This window comes from Egibacter rhizosphaerae (assembly GCF_004322855.1).
GTDB classification, from domain to species: domain Bacteria; phylum Actinomycetota; class Nitriliruptoria; order Euzebyales; family Egibacteraceae; genus Egibacter; species Egibacter rhizosphaerae.
This window is the reverse complement of record NZ_CP036402.1, coordinates 296,292-309,221: the sequence shown is the minus strand read 5'-3', so window position 1 is coordinate 309,221 and position 12,930 is coordinate 296,292. Positions and strand designations below refer to the sequence as shown.

Here is a 12,930-nt window from a genome sequence, read left to right as displayed (position 1 = left end):
CGAGCGCATAGAGAGGACACCATGAACGAGAAGCTGGCGGCGGGCGAATCGGAGGCGCCGGCCCAGCCACGTGGTAAGAACCGCGATCGTCGGTACGCGGTGATGGGGGACGTGGCGGCACTCGCCGGCGTCTCGCAGATGACCGTCTCACGCGTGATCAACGAGCGTGCGGGAGTGCGAGCCGAGACCCGCGCGCGAGTGCTCGCCGCCATGCAGGAGCTGCACTACCGGCCCAATGCGGCGGCCCGCGTCTTGGTGACCGGCCGCTCGAAGACGTTGGGTGTGGTCAGCTTCGACACTACCTTGTACGGGCCGGCGTCGACGTTGTACCACCTCGAACTGGCCGCCCGCGCCGCCGATTACTTCGTCAGCGTTGCCCCTATGCGAACTCTCGATTCGCAGTCCGTGAATGAAGCCGTTGAGTATCTGCGCCGGCAGGCCGTCGACGGCATCGTGCTCATCGCTCCCCAGAGAGCTACCGTGGAAGCACTGCGCAAGCTCGCGATCGACCTGCCCGTCGTTGTGGTCGAGGGGGGTGCCGGTGGCGGTTCCCCCGTGGCTGCCGTGGACCAATACGCGGGCGGCACGCGGGTGACCCAGCACCTGCTCTCGCTGGGGCACGAGACGGTGTGGCACATCTCCGGACCTGAGGACTGGCTGGAAGCTCAAGGACGGCGTCGAGCTTGGCAGGACACCCTAGTGGCTGCGGATCGGGAGGTCCCCCCGCCCCTCGTCGGGGACTGGGGCGCGCGCTCGGGCTACGAGCACGGCCGGGCCCTGGCAGCCGCAAGAGCGACGGCCATCTTCGTCGGCAACGACCAGATGGCGTTGGGGGTGTTGCGTGCCTTGCGTGAGGCCGACCTGCAGGTCCCCGACGACGTAAGCGTGGTCGGCTTCGACGACGTCCCCGAGGCCGCGTACTTCTCCCCGCCCCTGACTACTGTTCGCCAGGATTTCGGTGAGTTGGGACGCGTCAGCCTGGACCTTCTGATCCGGCAGGTGGAGGGCGAGCAACTCGACTCCCACTACGCGATGATCGAGCCCGACTTAGTGCTACGTGAAAGTAGCGGTCCACCACCGACCCACCTCGGCTCGGCTCGCAACCGCGGGTAACACGGCTAGGCTTGGAGCCCGCAAAGTGCTTGACGTTCAGGCCGCCGTCGACGCCGGAGGCAGCGCCCAGCCCCGGGAAGCCACCCCCGACTCTTGCTCGCCGATTCGGGGTAGATAGCGTTAATATGCGGCGCGGGCGCCCCCCAACGCGGCGCGTTGGGGGGCGCCCGCGGTGCAACGAAGTTACTTCATCGTAGACCCGCTCAGTGGCGGGAGGTGGGAGGGCGTTGATCCAGCCCAGGCTCCACGACGAGCTCGAGGTGTGGTTCCTCACGGGGAGCCAGTCCCTCTACGGCGAGCAGACGTTGCAGGAGGTAGCTGAGCAGTCCCAGCGGATCTCGGAAACGATCGACGAGGTGCTCGGATGCAAGCTGCGCATGGTGGCCAAACCCCTCCTGACCACCAGCGACGCCATCCGGCGTCAGTGCATCGACGCGACGTCGACTGATGCGTGCGTCGGAGTTATTGCCTGGATGCACACCTTCTCGCCCGCCAAGATGTGGATCGCGGGCCTCAACCGCTTGCAGAAGCCACTGTTGCATCTGCACACCCAGGCCAACGAGTCGTTGCCTTGGTCCGCGATCGATATGGACTTCATGAACCTGAACCAGGCAGCCCACGGCGACCGAGAGTTCGGGTACATCCAGACCCGTATGGGTCTCGCCCGCAAGATCGTGGCCGGGCACGTCGCCGACCCCACCGTCGCGTCCCGCCTGGAATCCTGGGGACGCGCTGCCATCGGCTGGCATACGTCTCAGAGCCTGCGGCTAGCACGCTTCGGTGACAACATGCGCGGTGTGGCGGTGACCGAGGGCGACAAGGTCGGTGCGGAGATGCAGTTCGGTGTCTCGGTCCAGGCCTATGGCGTCAACGACTTGGTCGAGGCCGTCGAGGCAGCCCCTGCCGTCGAGATCGATGCGTTGGTCTCCGAGTACGACGAGCGTTACAGCGTCGCATCCGAGCTGCGCGGCGGCGGCGAGCGACACGAGTCGCTGCGCTACGCTGCCCGGCAGGAGCTCGGCCTGCGCTCGTTCCTCGAAGGCGGTGGCTTCACCGCCTTTACCACCAACTTCGAGGACCTTGGCGCCTTGCGCCAGCTGCCCGGGCTGGCCGTCCAGCGGCTCATGGCCGATGGGTATGGCTTCGGCGGCGAAGGGGACTGGAAGACGTCCGTGCTGCTACGGATCCTGAAGGCGATGTCGGTCGGACGCGATGGCGGCACGTCGTTCATGGAGGACTACACCTACCACCTGGGTCCGGGGGAGCAGAAAATCCTCGGTGCCCACATGCTCGAGGTCTGCCCCTCGATCACCGACGAGACACCGAGCCTGGAGATCCACCCGCTGAGCATCGGCGGCCGTGAGGATCCGGTCCGATTGGTATTCAACGCGCGGCCCGCCCCCGCTTTCGTGGTCGGCCTTGCCGACCTGGGGGACCGCTTCCGGCTCACCGCGAACGAGATCGAGGTCATCGAGCCCGACGAGCCCCTGCCCAAGCTGCCAGTCGCGCGAGCAGTCTGGAAACCGCAACCGGACCTGGCGACCTCGGCCGAGTCGTGGCTGCTCGCGGGAGCGCCTCACCATACCGTGCTCAGCTCGGCGGTCGGCAGGGAAGCGCTGAATGACTTCGCGGAGATGGTCGGCGCCGAGCTTGTGATGATCGACGCCGACACAAGCGTGCAGCGCATCGCCAAGGAGCTGCGATGGAACCAGGCCTACCATCGGCTGGCGCAGGGCCTCTGAGTGCACCGTTCGGGACTGGCGCCACCGGCGAGCCCGCTCAGCTGTTCACGCTGAGCAGAGGTGCAGGACTCGCGCTATCAGGTGGCGGCGAACAAGCCACCCCATCACCTACACGGCGGCGCGAGCCGGTCATTCGACAAGGTGCACTGGACGGTTGCGGACTCCGACACAGATACGCTCACACTGACCTACGTCTCACCGACCGGCCAAGAGGGCTACCCCGGTCGCGTCGAGGCAGAGGCGATCTACCGCGTGACCGGCGACACCCTCCGCGTCACCTACCGGGCCACGACTGACGCCCCCAGCCCGGTGAACATGACGAACCACAGCTACTTCAACCTGTCGGGCGCTGGGAGCGGCTCGGTGCTCGAGCACGAGCTCGCGATCTTCGCCGACCATTTCACCCAAGGCGACGAAGACCTCATCCCGACGGGGGAGGTGGTCGAGGTTGCTGGAACCGCGCTGGACCTGCGCTCTCCCGTGCCCATCAGCGCATCGAAGCGGTTCGAGGATGGGACGGCCTCGAGGGTTGAGATCCCTAGCGTCGAAGGCCCGGAGGGCTTTCAAGCCGTGCTCGACGAAGCGCAACGGCCCGCTCCTTCAACTCCTCGGGGTACCTGCATGGTGTAGCCATAGAGCCCACTGTCCTTTCCAAGCTCCACGCTCTCCACCATCTCCGGAAGGAGGCTTCGCGGGCCACCAGGAAGGCCCCGGTGAGAAGCCAGTCGCGGTTGTCATCGGAGGCGGCAGCCGAAAGCAGGAGGGCACGTTCGATGCCGTTCACGTCGGTCCGGCGGTCCTGTACATAGCGCAGCTGCCGCTAGAGGCGAACGTCCAGCACACGACGCTCATGGCCACGAACATGCCGCTGGTCGGACGAGGGTGAGCGACGAACCGGCCGCGAGATCCGCGGAGCGGCATCCGGTTTGTGGTCCCTGTACGGTGCCCTCGGCGGAGCCGTGGGCGCGCGAAGATCGACGCGATGGGTGGGCGATATGGTGAACGAGTTGCGTAGCAGGGGATGGTTCGGGCTCTCGGGGAAGAACGGGTTCATCCACCGTTCCTGGCTGAAGAACCACGGAACTCCCCACGAAATGTTCGACGGGCGTCCCGTCATCGGCATCGCCAACAGTTGGTCCGAGCTGACGCCGTGCAATGCGCACCTTCGTCAGCTGGCTGAGAAGGTGAAGCACGGCGTGTACCAGGCGAGCGGATACCCGCTCGAGTTTCCGACGATGTCGCTGGGCGAGACGATCATGCGCCCCACGACCATGCTCTACCGCAATCTCATGAGCATGGACGTGGAGGAGTCGATCCGAGCGAACCCGCTCGACGGTGTCGTTCTCCTCGCAGGATGCGACAAGACCACGCCGGCACAGCTCATGGGCGCTGCGAGCGTGGACGTGCCCTCGCTCATGGTCACCGGCGGGCCGATGCTCAACGGGAAGTTCCGCGGGGGTGAGCTCGGCTCTGGGACCGACGTGTGGCGGTTCAGCGAGGAGGTTCGCGCGGGCCGCATGTCGGCGGAGGACTTCGTCGATGCGGAGGCCTGCATGTCGAGGAGCAACGGGCACTGCATGACGATGGGCACCGCATCGACGATGGCCTGTCTCGTGGAGGCGCTCGGGATGCAGCTCCCGGGGTCGGCGGCCATCCCGGCCGTGGACGCGCGTCGCTACACGCTGGCCGAGATGGCGGGTCGACGCATCGTCGACATGGTCCACGAGGACCTGCGGCCATCCGACGTGATGGTTCGCGAGGCGTTCGAGAACGCGATCAAGGTGAACGCGGCCATCGGAGGATCGACCAATGCGATCGTGCACCTAGCGGCGCTCGCGGGTCGGCTCGGGGTTCCGCTCGAGATGGAGGACTTCGATGTCCTGCCCCGGGACATCCCCACGTTGGTCAACCTCATGCCGAGCGGTGACTACCTGATGGAGGACTTCTACTACGCCGGTGGCCTGCCCGCGGTCATGCGAGAGCTGCTCGACAGCCTGCACCGCGAAGTGATCACCGTATCGGGCGCCACGGTGGAAGCGAACGTCGGTGACGCTGACTGCTGGGATCAGCGCGTGATCAAGGACTTCAATCAGCCGCTGCAGCCTGCCGACACGGGGACCGCCGTCCTGCGCGGGAACTTGGCGCCGGACGGGGCGCTCCTGAAGCAGTCGGCCGCCTCACCCGCGCTCATGAAGCACCGGGGTCCGGCCCTCGTGTTCGACAGCATCGAGGAGTACGACGCGGCCATCGAGGACCCGGACCTGGACGCAACCGCCGACACGGTGCTGATCGTGCGGTATGCGGGGCCTCGGGGATACCCGGGAATGCCGGAGATCGGCAATCTGGCCTTGCCTCGCAAGCTTCTCGAGCAAGGCGTGCAGGACATGGTGCGGATCTCGGACGCGCGGATGAGCGGGACCTCGTACGGGACGGTCGTCCTGCACGCGGCCCCGGAAGCCGCCGTGGGTGGTGGGCTCGCGTTCGTTCGCACCGGCGACATGGTCGAGCTCGACGTCCCGGCGCGCACGTTGCTGCTCGACGTGGGGGACGGCGAGCTCGACCGTCGGCGTGCGAGCTGGTCGGCACCGCCCTCGCCCCACCAGCGGGGCTACGCCCATCTGTATGCCGAGCACGTCCTGCAGGCCGACAAGGGCGCCGACCTCGACTTCCTCGTGGGTGCTAGCGGGCGCGAGGTGCCGCGCCGTCCGTTCTGACCGGGGGGAGCGGGATCTGTGGAGCCTCGACACCGGACCCGGCGCCGAGTACGTCGACGACCTCGTCGCCCCTGCTCGAGATCGTCTCGCTGTGACACCGGCGCACAACCCGCCGACCAGCCGGGCAGCCAGGGAGTGTCGGACGCTCCCGGTAGCCAACCCGGCAGTGCCTTAGCCTGCCCCTGTCCAATGAGTTGCTGGCCGTTCAAGGGGTCGGGTGAGAGGATCCCACCGCAGGCCGATCGATGAGCTGCGAGCCGGGGAGGGGCATGCACGCGCACTGGGACGAGGCAGGTCTGGCCTTCGCACTCGTGGTCGCCGTCTTGGTGGTCGCTGGCCTCGTGCGCGGTGTCGGCAGTCGATCGCTGCGCCGCGGGATCGTGTTCGCGGTGGGGTGGGGACTGTTGACGCTCGCGTTGTGGTCCCCGTTGCACGAATACGGACACGTGTCGTTCGCGCTGCACATGGTGCAGCACGTGCTCATGATCGCGATCGTGCCCCCCCTGCTGTTGTACGCGCGTGTCGGGCACGCGCTTCGTGATGTGCTCCCACGCGCCCTGATCCGGCGGAGCGGCGGCGCGTTGCGCGTGGGCAGCCGCATCCGCGGTGGCATGTTGAGCGGGCCGGGACGAGTCGTCATCGCCTTGACCCACGCGGTCGTGCTGTGGACGGTCCATACCCCGGCGCTCTACGAAGCGGCGCTGTTCTCGTCCACGGTGCACCACATCGAGCACCTCGCGTTGCTCGCGAGTGCCTACGCGGTCTGGTGGGCGGTCATGACAGGGCCGGCGTCCCGCATCGGTGGCAGCGTGCTCGGGCTCGCGGTGAGCGGGGCGGCCGGCGGGGTGCTCGCGACTTTGATCATCGTGTCCCCGGAACCGTGGACGGAGGCCCACAACCCGCATGTGGTCGGGTTCGCGATCTCCCTGCTCGAGGATCAGCAGCTCGGTGGTGGGGTCATGGTGCTGGTCGGCAGCGTCGTCTGGACGTTGGCGGCGGCTGTCTGTTTCGTCCGCTGGTTACGGGCGATCGAGCGGCGGCAGGCGGCGCGTGATCGCGTCGACCGCCGTGAGGTCCCGTCGCCGTGAGCGCGTGAGGCCCGGGCCGGGCCTGCGCGTGCAGCTGCGCCGGAGTTTCGAGCGATTCGCACCGGGAATCGAGGGCTCGTGCTGCGCCCGTCGGACGGGAGCAACCAGCCACGACCCAGCCCAGCGGTTCGGGCTGACATGGGGGTGAGTCCGGACCGTGCGGGGCATCGCCGGGGTTGGCCACCCGCTGCACGCGGGGGGCCAACCCCGGCACAGCATGCGCCCGCTACGGGCCCGGTGGCGGGCCGTCGCGATCGTGCAGCACGGGACCGCCACGCATGAGCGTGCCGCCGATGTAGAGCGGCACGAACTGCATCAGCGCGAACGCGATGCCGGCGAGGACCACGGCCCACTGGGCGCGCCGCGTGGTCGTGGCGAGAGCGTCACGCTGCTGGGTGAGGAGCTCCTGGCCTTCGGCGGTCCGTTCGGCGTAGTCGTCGATCAAGTCCGCCGCCTCGACGAGTTGCTCGTTCAGGGACGCGAGCGCTTCCGCAGAAGCCTGTGTTCGTTCGGCGGCTTCCGCGAGCTCCTCGCTCGCGCGTTCCGTCTGTGCGGCCTGACCGCGAAGGTCGCCCGGCAGGTCCTCGAGGGCCTCGCGCAGCTCGCCCACCGAGTCGCCGAGCGGTTGGTCGGCGTCGTACGGCACACCGATCGCGAGTCGATCGAGCGCTGTCAGCGTCTGGTCCATCGCCTCGGCGGCTTGCTCCACCTGCGGTAGCGTCCGGTCGACCGACTCGAGCGCATCCGCCACGTCCTCGCCGGTGAGTCGCGTCGCGGATTCGAGGGCCCCTTGTCCCTCGTGCATGCTCCGGGCCAGGGCGTCGGTTGCCTGCTCGGACTCGGCGAGACCCTCCGCGAGCAACTGCATGGTCTCGTCGGCAACGACGAACGACTCGTCGACGGTCTCCAGGACCTCCGCGGAGAGAGCGAGGCTACGAGCCACCCCCGCGTCGACATCGGCCACCAGCTGCCGGCCGATCAGCGTGCCCACGATGCTGGCAACCAGGCCCAGGACCGCGATCGCGACCATCACTCGACCGGCGAGGGTGGCGCTCAGGTCGGACTCCTCGAGTGGCCTGCCATGGTTTCCCGTCGTGGTCGCCGGGTAGAAGGGCGCGGCCATCCTATCGGCGCGCGCAGTGGCCGATCGTCACGCCCGCGAGGGACCGAGGACGTCACGTGACCAGTCAGGAGCACTCGTTCCCCGACGCGGACACGAGGCCTCCCCCGGCGATCGTGGCTCGGGGCCTGCGGCGGGTGTTCGGCGACGAGGTGGCGCTGGATCGGCTCGACCTCGAGATCGAGCCAGCCACGATCTTCGGCTTCGTGGGACCCAGCGGCTCGGGCAAGACCACGGCCGTTCGGCTCTTGACCGGCATCGACCAGCCCACGGAGGGGCAGGTGGAGGTGCTGGGTCGCCCGTCGTCGGGCTTCGACGGGGCGCTGCGCAAGCGCATCGGCTACATGCCCCAGCAGTCGGTGCTGTTCCCGAACCTGTCGGTGCGCGAGAACCTGACCTTCGTGGCGTCGCTCTACGGTCTCCCCATCCGTCGTCGGGCGCTGCTGCGTCAGGCCCTGGAGCAGACCGAGCTCTACGAGCATCGCCGCAAGCCGGTGCGCGCACTGTCGGGCGGGATGCAGCGGCGGTTGGCGCTCAGCGCCGCCCTGGTGCACCACCCCGACGTCCTGTTCCTCGACGAGCCCACCGCCGGCATCGACCCCGTCCTGCGGCGCCAGGTCTGGGATCGGTTCAAAGCCCTGCGGGACGAGGGGCACACGCTGTTCGTGACGACGCAGTACGTCGGCGAGGCGGCCTACTGTGACCGGGTGGGCGTGCTCTCCGCTGGCCGCCTCGTGGCCGACGACACCCCCGATCGACTGCGGCGCCGGGCCTTGGGCGGGGACGTGCTCGAGCTCGTGCCGCGCGAGGCGATGGGCACGGAGGCCGCGTGGCGGCTCAGCGAGGTCGAGGGTGTGCGGGATGTGCGCCTGCTCGAACAGGGACGGCGTGTGCACGTGATAGTCGACGCCGCGGAACAACAGCTCGCCACGGTGCAGGCATGGTGCACCGAGCGCGGAATCGGGATCACGTCGCTCGGCGAGCATCTCCCCCCGTTCGACGACGTATTCGCCGCCCTCATGCAGGAGGGCGATGACGAGCCGGTGGCGGCGGGGTCCGACCGATGATGCGAGCTGCGGTGCGCGCGCTCGCATTCGTGCGCAAGGAGGTCGTCGACGTCGGCCGACAGCCGCTCCTTCTGTTGGCGCTGGTGGTCGGTCCGTTCCTGATCCTGCTCGTCTTCGGCGCGGGACTGCGGGAGGAGGACCCGCCGATGCGCACGGCGATCGTCGCCCCCGACGACACGGAGATCCGAGAGCAGGTGGAGGAGTTCGCGGCCGACGAGCGAGAGCGGGATCGCCTCATCGTCGAGGACGTCGGCAGCGACGAAGAGGCCGCGATGCGCGGGCTCGCCGATCGGGACCTCGACCTCGTCGTCGTGTTTCCCGAGGAGGTCGCGGGGCGAGTGCAGGAGGGCGAGCAGGCCGTCATCGAGCTCCACCACAACGAGATCGACCCGATCGAGGACCAGGCGATCACGCTGCTGAGCCGTTCCGCGGTCCAGGAAGTCAACAATCGGCTGCTCGCCGACGTCATCGCCGACGTCCAGGACGACCTGCCCTCGGAGACCGAGGCTGCGCAGCAATACCAGGAGCTCCCGCCGGAGGTGCTGGTGAGCCCCTTCCGGGGCGAGCCGTCCGCGCTGGGCGGCGAGGTCGAGCTGACCGACTTCTATGCGCCGGCCGTCGTCGTGGTCCTGCTCCAGCACTTCGCCGTGACGCTGCTCGCGCTCTCGATCGTCCGGGAGCGGGCGATCGGGGCGACGGAGTTGTTCAAGGTCGCGCCTCTGCGGACGTCGGAGTACGTGGTCGGCAAGTTCCTCGCCTACCTCCTGCTCGGTGCCCTCGTCGGCGTCGTGCTCGTCTCGCTGCTGGTGTTCGGCCTCGGGGTACCGATATCCGGCAGTTGGGTGCAACTGGGCCTCGCTCTCGGGATGCTCGTGCTCGCCTCCACCGCGGTCGGCATCGTGGTCGGGCTGGTGGCGAATTCCGACAGCCAGGCGGTCCAGTACGCGATGCTGCTCCTGCTCGCCACGATCTTTCTCAGCGGCTTCCTGCTGTCGCTCGATCGGTTCCTGCCGTTCGCCCAGCCCATTGCATGGCTGTTGCCGGCGACGTACGGCACCGAGATGGCCCGGACGGTCATGTTGCGTGGGGAGGCGGCGTCTCCGGGCCTGCTCGTGGCACTGGCGGTGTACGGCGCGGTGTTCGCCGCGGCCGGCGTCGTGCTGGCACGCCGACGGGTGACCACGCCGGGCGGCAGCTGACGTCGCTGATTCCCTGGCATCGCGGACGAGGATCGGGTCGTGGGGCCCGGGTTTGCAATGGTGACGAGCGAGCATGCCGTCACCCCGGTGAACGGCCGGGGACGACGAGGAGGCCCAGATGAGCTACGCCCGGCAGATGCTCGACACACACCCTGGCACACTCAGCCTCGATGCGGATCTCGTGGCGAACGTCGTGGACGCGCTCTCCGACTGTGCACAAGCTTGCACGGCCTGTGCGGATGCGTGCCTGTCCGAGGGCGAGGTGGGGATGCTGCGCGACTGCATCCGCCTCGACCTCGACTGTGCCGATCAATGCGCGACCGCGGGACGTGTCCTGTCACGTCACACCGACTACGACAAAGGCGTGGTGCAAGCGGTTCTCTGGGCGTGTGCCCAACTCTGCGCGGCCTGCGCCGACGAGTGCGAGCGGCACGCCAGCAGCCACGACCATTGTCGGGTGTGCGCCGAGGCGTGTCGACGCTGCGAGGAGGCCTGCCGGCAGGTGCTGCACGCCGTGGCCGCATGACACCGAGCGGTCGCCGTGACGCGGGTGGGACGTCCGGCTGCTGACGTCAGCCCGTTCGGGCTTCGGGGGTGACGGGTGTGCCCACCGGCCCGCTGACGGTCCCCATGCCGGCGGAGTTGCCGCTCGAGCCGCGCGGCCGTGGTTGGGTGGTGGCGTTGCCCGACGGTGACCTCGAGGTCTCCAACCCCGACAAGCCGTACTGGGTGGAGGAGGGGTACACGAAGGGCGACCTGCTCGGCTACTTCTACAACATCGCCGAGTACCTGCTGCCCTACGTGCGCGACCGCCCCCTGATGCTGCGCCGGATGCCGGACGGGGTCGAGGGGGAGGGGTTCTTCGCGAAGCAGGCCCCGCCGCACACACCGACCTGGATGTCGACCGCCACCGTCACGTCGGTGAGCGACGACCACACCGTCGAGTACCTGCTCGCGCAGGACACGCGCAGCCTGCTGTGGTTGGCGAACCTGGGAGCGATCGAACTGCATCCCTGGCACTCGCGGGTCGACGACCCGGGGCGACCCGACTACGCGTTCTTCGATCTCGACCCCGTGGGGGCCGACTTCGACGTGGTGCGAGAGGTCGCCCTCCTGGTGCGGGCGGCCCTCGACCACCTCGGCCTCGTCGGCGTTCCGCGGACGTCGGGCGCGAGGGGGATGCAGGTGTTCGTGCCGTTGCGTCGGGCGCATTCGGCGGCCGCCGTGCGCGCCTTCGTCCACGCGGTGTGCCAGCACATCCATCGCGTCGCCCCCGAGCGGACCACGCTGCGCTGGCGCGTCGCGGAGCGCCCCGAGGCGGTGTACCTCGACTACGGGATGAACGCCGAGGGCAAGAGCCTTGCCGCGACCTACTCGCCGCGCCCCGAGCCGCACGCACCCGTGGCGACCCCGCTCACCTGGGGGGAGGTCGAGGAGGGGATCCGCCCGCAGGACTTCACGATCGCCTCGATCTGGTCACGGCTCGACGCCCTGGGGGGCGATCCGGGGACGGGCATCGTCGAGGGCGACCAAGACCTGCGCGCGGCGATGTCGATCCTCGGAGTCGCGGACGCGGAGGCGCCCGCGCGCCATCGCGTCAAGGCTCGACGCGGCGAGGACCCGTCACCCCGGTTCGCCCCGATGCTGGCGACCGCGTGGAACGGCGGCGGGTTCGACGATCCCGAGTGGCGCTTCGAGGTGAAGTGGGACGGCGTGCGCGCCCTCGCGACGGTGGTCGCGGGAGTCTCGGGCGAGGTGCGGTTGCACACGCGGGCCGGGAACGACGTGACGGCCACCTACCCGGAGGCGGCGGAGCTGGCGCAGCAGGTGCGGGCATCCTCCGCGGTGCTGGACGGCGAGCTCGTCGCGCTGGACGACGACGGGCTCCCATCGTTCCAACGGCTCCAGCACCGGATGCATCGCCGGCTCCCTCCACCCGGGGCGCAGGCCGACGTGCCGGTCACCTACGTCGTCTTCGACCTGCTCGCGGTCGACGGGTCGTCCCTCCTCGAGCGTCCGTTGCACGAGCGCCTCGCCCGCTTGGACGACGTGCTGGAACCGCGGCCCCCGATCGTGCGCAGCGAGGGGGTGCACGAGCACGGTACGGCGATGCTCTCGTCCGTCGCGGAGCGCGGACTGGAAGGGTTGATCGCGAAACGCCTCGCGTCGCCGTACCGACCCGGTAGACGCAGCCACGACTGGCTCAAGCTCAAGGTACGTCGACGGGCACGCTGCGTCATCGGCGGCTGGACACCCGGTCAGGGAGCCCGTGCGGGGAGCTTCGCCAGCTTGCTCCTCGGGGTGTGGGACTCGGGGAGCCTGCGCTTCGTCGGCCGTGTCGGCACGGGCTTCACCGACCGCGAACTCGACCGGCTCTCCGCGATGCTCGGCGAACGCACGATCGACCGGTGCCCGTTCGATGACGGTCCGGTACCGCCGAGGGACGGGCGGTGGGTCCGCCCCGACCTGGCGTGTTGGGTGGAGTACGCCGAAGTGACCGATGACGGGCGGCTGCGCGCCCCCGCCTACAAGGGCTTGGTCACCTCGCCCACCGCTGGGGAGGTGTAGCCGGCGCGGTCGGCGATGCGGCCCACGCGTACCGCCCCGCCGTTGGCGCCGTCTCCGGTTGCCGCGGGGCTAGGCTGCCGGTTGGAAGGCCCAACCCTCACGGGTGGGCGCGTCCTCGCGGCACGCGCAGTGGGACCATTCGGCCTCGCACCACACGACCCAGGGATGGGCGTCGATGTGCAGGTCCACACAGCCGGGCTCGGTGCACTCGAGCCAGCCATCCGCGTGGACGAGCAACTCTCCGCGGCAGAGGTCCAAAGCTTGGGCGTCCATGCGCATTCCTTTGGGAGGCCACGTTCCTTCGCCGGATGACACCCTC

The 12,930-nt window shown here is 69.0% G+C and carries 11 protein-coding genes; 9 read left to right on the top strand and 2 right to left on the bottom strand.

Going from position 1 to position 12,930, the window contains the following annotated elements:
- Positions 1-21: 21 nt before the first annotated feature.
- From ER308_RS01370 to ER308_RS01345, 5 genes are all read left to right on the top strand, one after another.
- Complete coding sequence (locus ER308_RS01370; RefSeq protein WP_131153349.1) at positions 22-1,113, top strand: LacI family DNA-binding transcriptional regulator; 1,092 nt, start codon at positions 22-24, stop codon at positions 1,111-1,113.
- Between the two features lie 230 nt (positions 1,114-1,343).
- Positions 1,344-2,855 (top strand): L-arabinose isomerase, encoded by a 1,512-nt coding sequence (gene araA, locus ER308_RS01365; protein ID WP_420826233.1) that lies wholly within the window; start codon positions 1,344-1,346, stop codon positions 2,853-2,855.
- Between the two features lie 60 nt (positions 2,856-2,915).
- Positions 2,916-3,485, top strand: coding sequence for an aldose epimerase family protein (locus ER308_RS01360; RefSeq protein ID WP_131153348.1), 570 nt, complete (start codon positions 2,916-2,918; stop codon positions 3,483-3,485).
- 365 nt (positions 3,486-3,850) lie between these two features.
- The gene (locus ER308_RS01350) at positions 3,851-5,569 is read left to right on the top strand and encodes an IlvD/Edd family dehydratase (protein ID WP_131156842.1); all 1,719 of its coding nucleotides are present in this window, start codon (positions 3,851-3,853) and stop codon (positions 5,567-5,569) included.
- Between the two features lie 269 nt (positions 5,570-5,838).
- On the top strand, positions 5,839-6,657 hold the full coding sequence (locus tag ER308_RS01345; RefSeq protein ID WP_165491718.1) for a cytochrome c oxidase assembly protein: 819 nt from the start codon (positions 5,839-5,841) through the stop codon (positions 6,655-6,657).
- A 226-nt stretch (positions 6,658-6,883) separates the two neighbouring features.
- On the opposite strand, the gene ER308_RS01340 is transcribed toward ER308_RS01345, so the two are convergent.
- A complete protein-coding gene (locus tag ER308_RS01340) occupies positions 6,884-7,690 on the bottom strand; it encodes a hypothetical protein (RefSeq protein WP_205745822.1) in 807 nt (268 codons plus the stop codon).
- Positions 7,691-7,836: 146 nt separating this feature from the next.
- On the opposite strand from ER308_RS01340, the gene ER308_RS01335 reads away from it, so the two are divergent.
- The 4 genes from ER308_RS01335 to ligD all read left to right on the top strand — a co-directional run bounded on the left by ER308_RS01335 (position 7,837) and on the right by ligD (position 12,611).
- Positions 7,837-8,844 carry an ABC transporter ATP-binding protein gene (locus tag ER308_RS01335; RefSeq protein ID WP_165491716.1) on the top strand — a complete coding sequence of 336 codons (1,008 nt, stop codon included), beginning with the start codon at positions 7,837-7,839 and terminating at the stop codon, positions 8,842-8,844.
- On the top strand, positions 8,841-10,043 hold the full coding sequence (locus ER308_RS01330; RefSeq protein WP_131153344.1) for an ABC transporter permease: 1,203 nt from the start codon (positions 8,841-8,843) through the stop codon (positions 10,041-10,043). The genes ER308_RS01335 and ER308_RS01330 overlap by 4 nt, the downstream gene beginning before the upstream one ends.
- Before the next feature lie 118 nt (positions 10,044-10,161).
- Entirely contained in the window at positions 10,162-10,569 is a 408-nt protein-coding gene (locus ER308_RS01325; protein WP_131153343.1) for a four-helix bundle copper-binding protein, read from the top strand.
- Positions 10,570-10,646: 77 nt separating this feature from the next.
- The gene (ligD, locus tag ER308_RS01320) at positions 10,647-12,611 is read left to right on the top strand and encodes a non-homologous end-joining DNA ligase (RefSeq protein ID WP_131153342.1); all 1,965 of its coding nucleotides are present in this window, start codon (positions 10,647-10,649) and stop codon (positions 12,609-12,611) included.
- 69 nt (positions 12,612-12,680) lie between these two features.
- Here the strand turns inward: ligD and ER308_RS01315 are convergent, their stop codons facing one another.
- Positions 12,681-12,884: a hypothetical protein gene (locus ER308_RS01315; RefSeq protein ID WP_131153341.1), complete on the bottom strand. Its 204-nt coding sequence runs from the start codon at positions 12,882-12,884 to the stop codon at positions 12,681-12,683.
- Positions 12,885-12,930 lie beyond the last annotated feature (46 nt).

Excerpts from the sequence above, each read along its gene's own strand:
- ER308_RS01370 (WP_131153349.1), top strand. The coding sequence starts at position 22 with ATGAACGAGAAGCTGGCGGCGGGCGAATCGGAGGCGCCGGCCCAGCCA.
- ER308_RS01350 (WP_131156842.1), top strand. The coding sequence starts at position 3,851 with ATGGTGAACGAGTTGCGTAGCAGGGGATGGTTCGGGCTCTCGGGGAAG.
- ER308_RS01345 (WP_165491718.1), top strand. The coding sequence starts at position 5,839 with ATGCACGCGCACTGGGACGAGGCAGGTCTGGCCTTCGCACTCGTGGTC.
- ER308_RS01330 (WP_131153344.1), top strand. The coding sequence starts at position 8,841 with ATGATGCGAGCTGCGGTGCGCGCGCTCGCATTCGTGCGCAAGGAGGTC.
- ER308_RS01325 (WP_131153343.1), top strand. The coding sequence starts at position 10,162 with ATGAGCTACGCCCGGCAGATGCTCGACACACACCCTGGCACACTCAGC.
- ER308_RS01315 (WP_131153341.1), bottom strand. The coding sequence starts at position 12,884 with ATGGACGCCCAAGCTTTGGACCTCTGCCGCGGAGAGTTGCTCGTCCAC.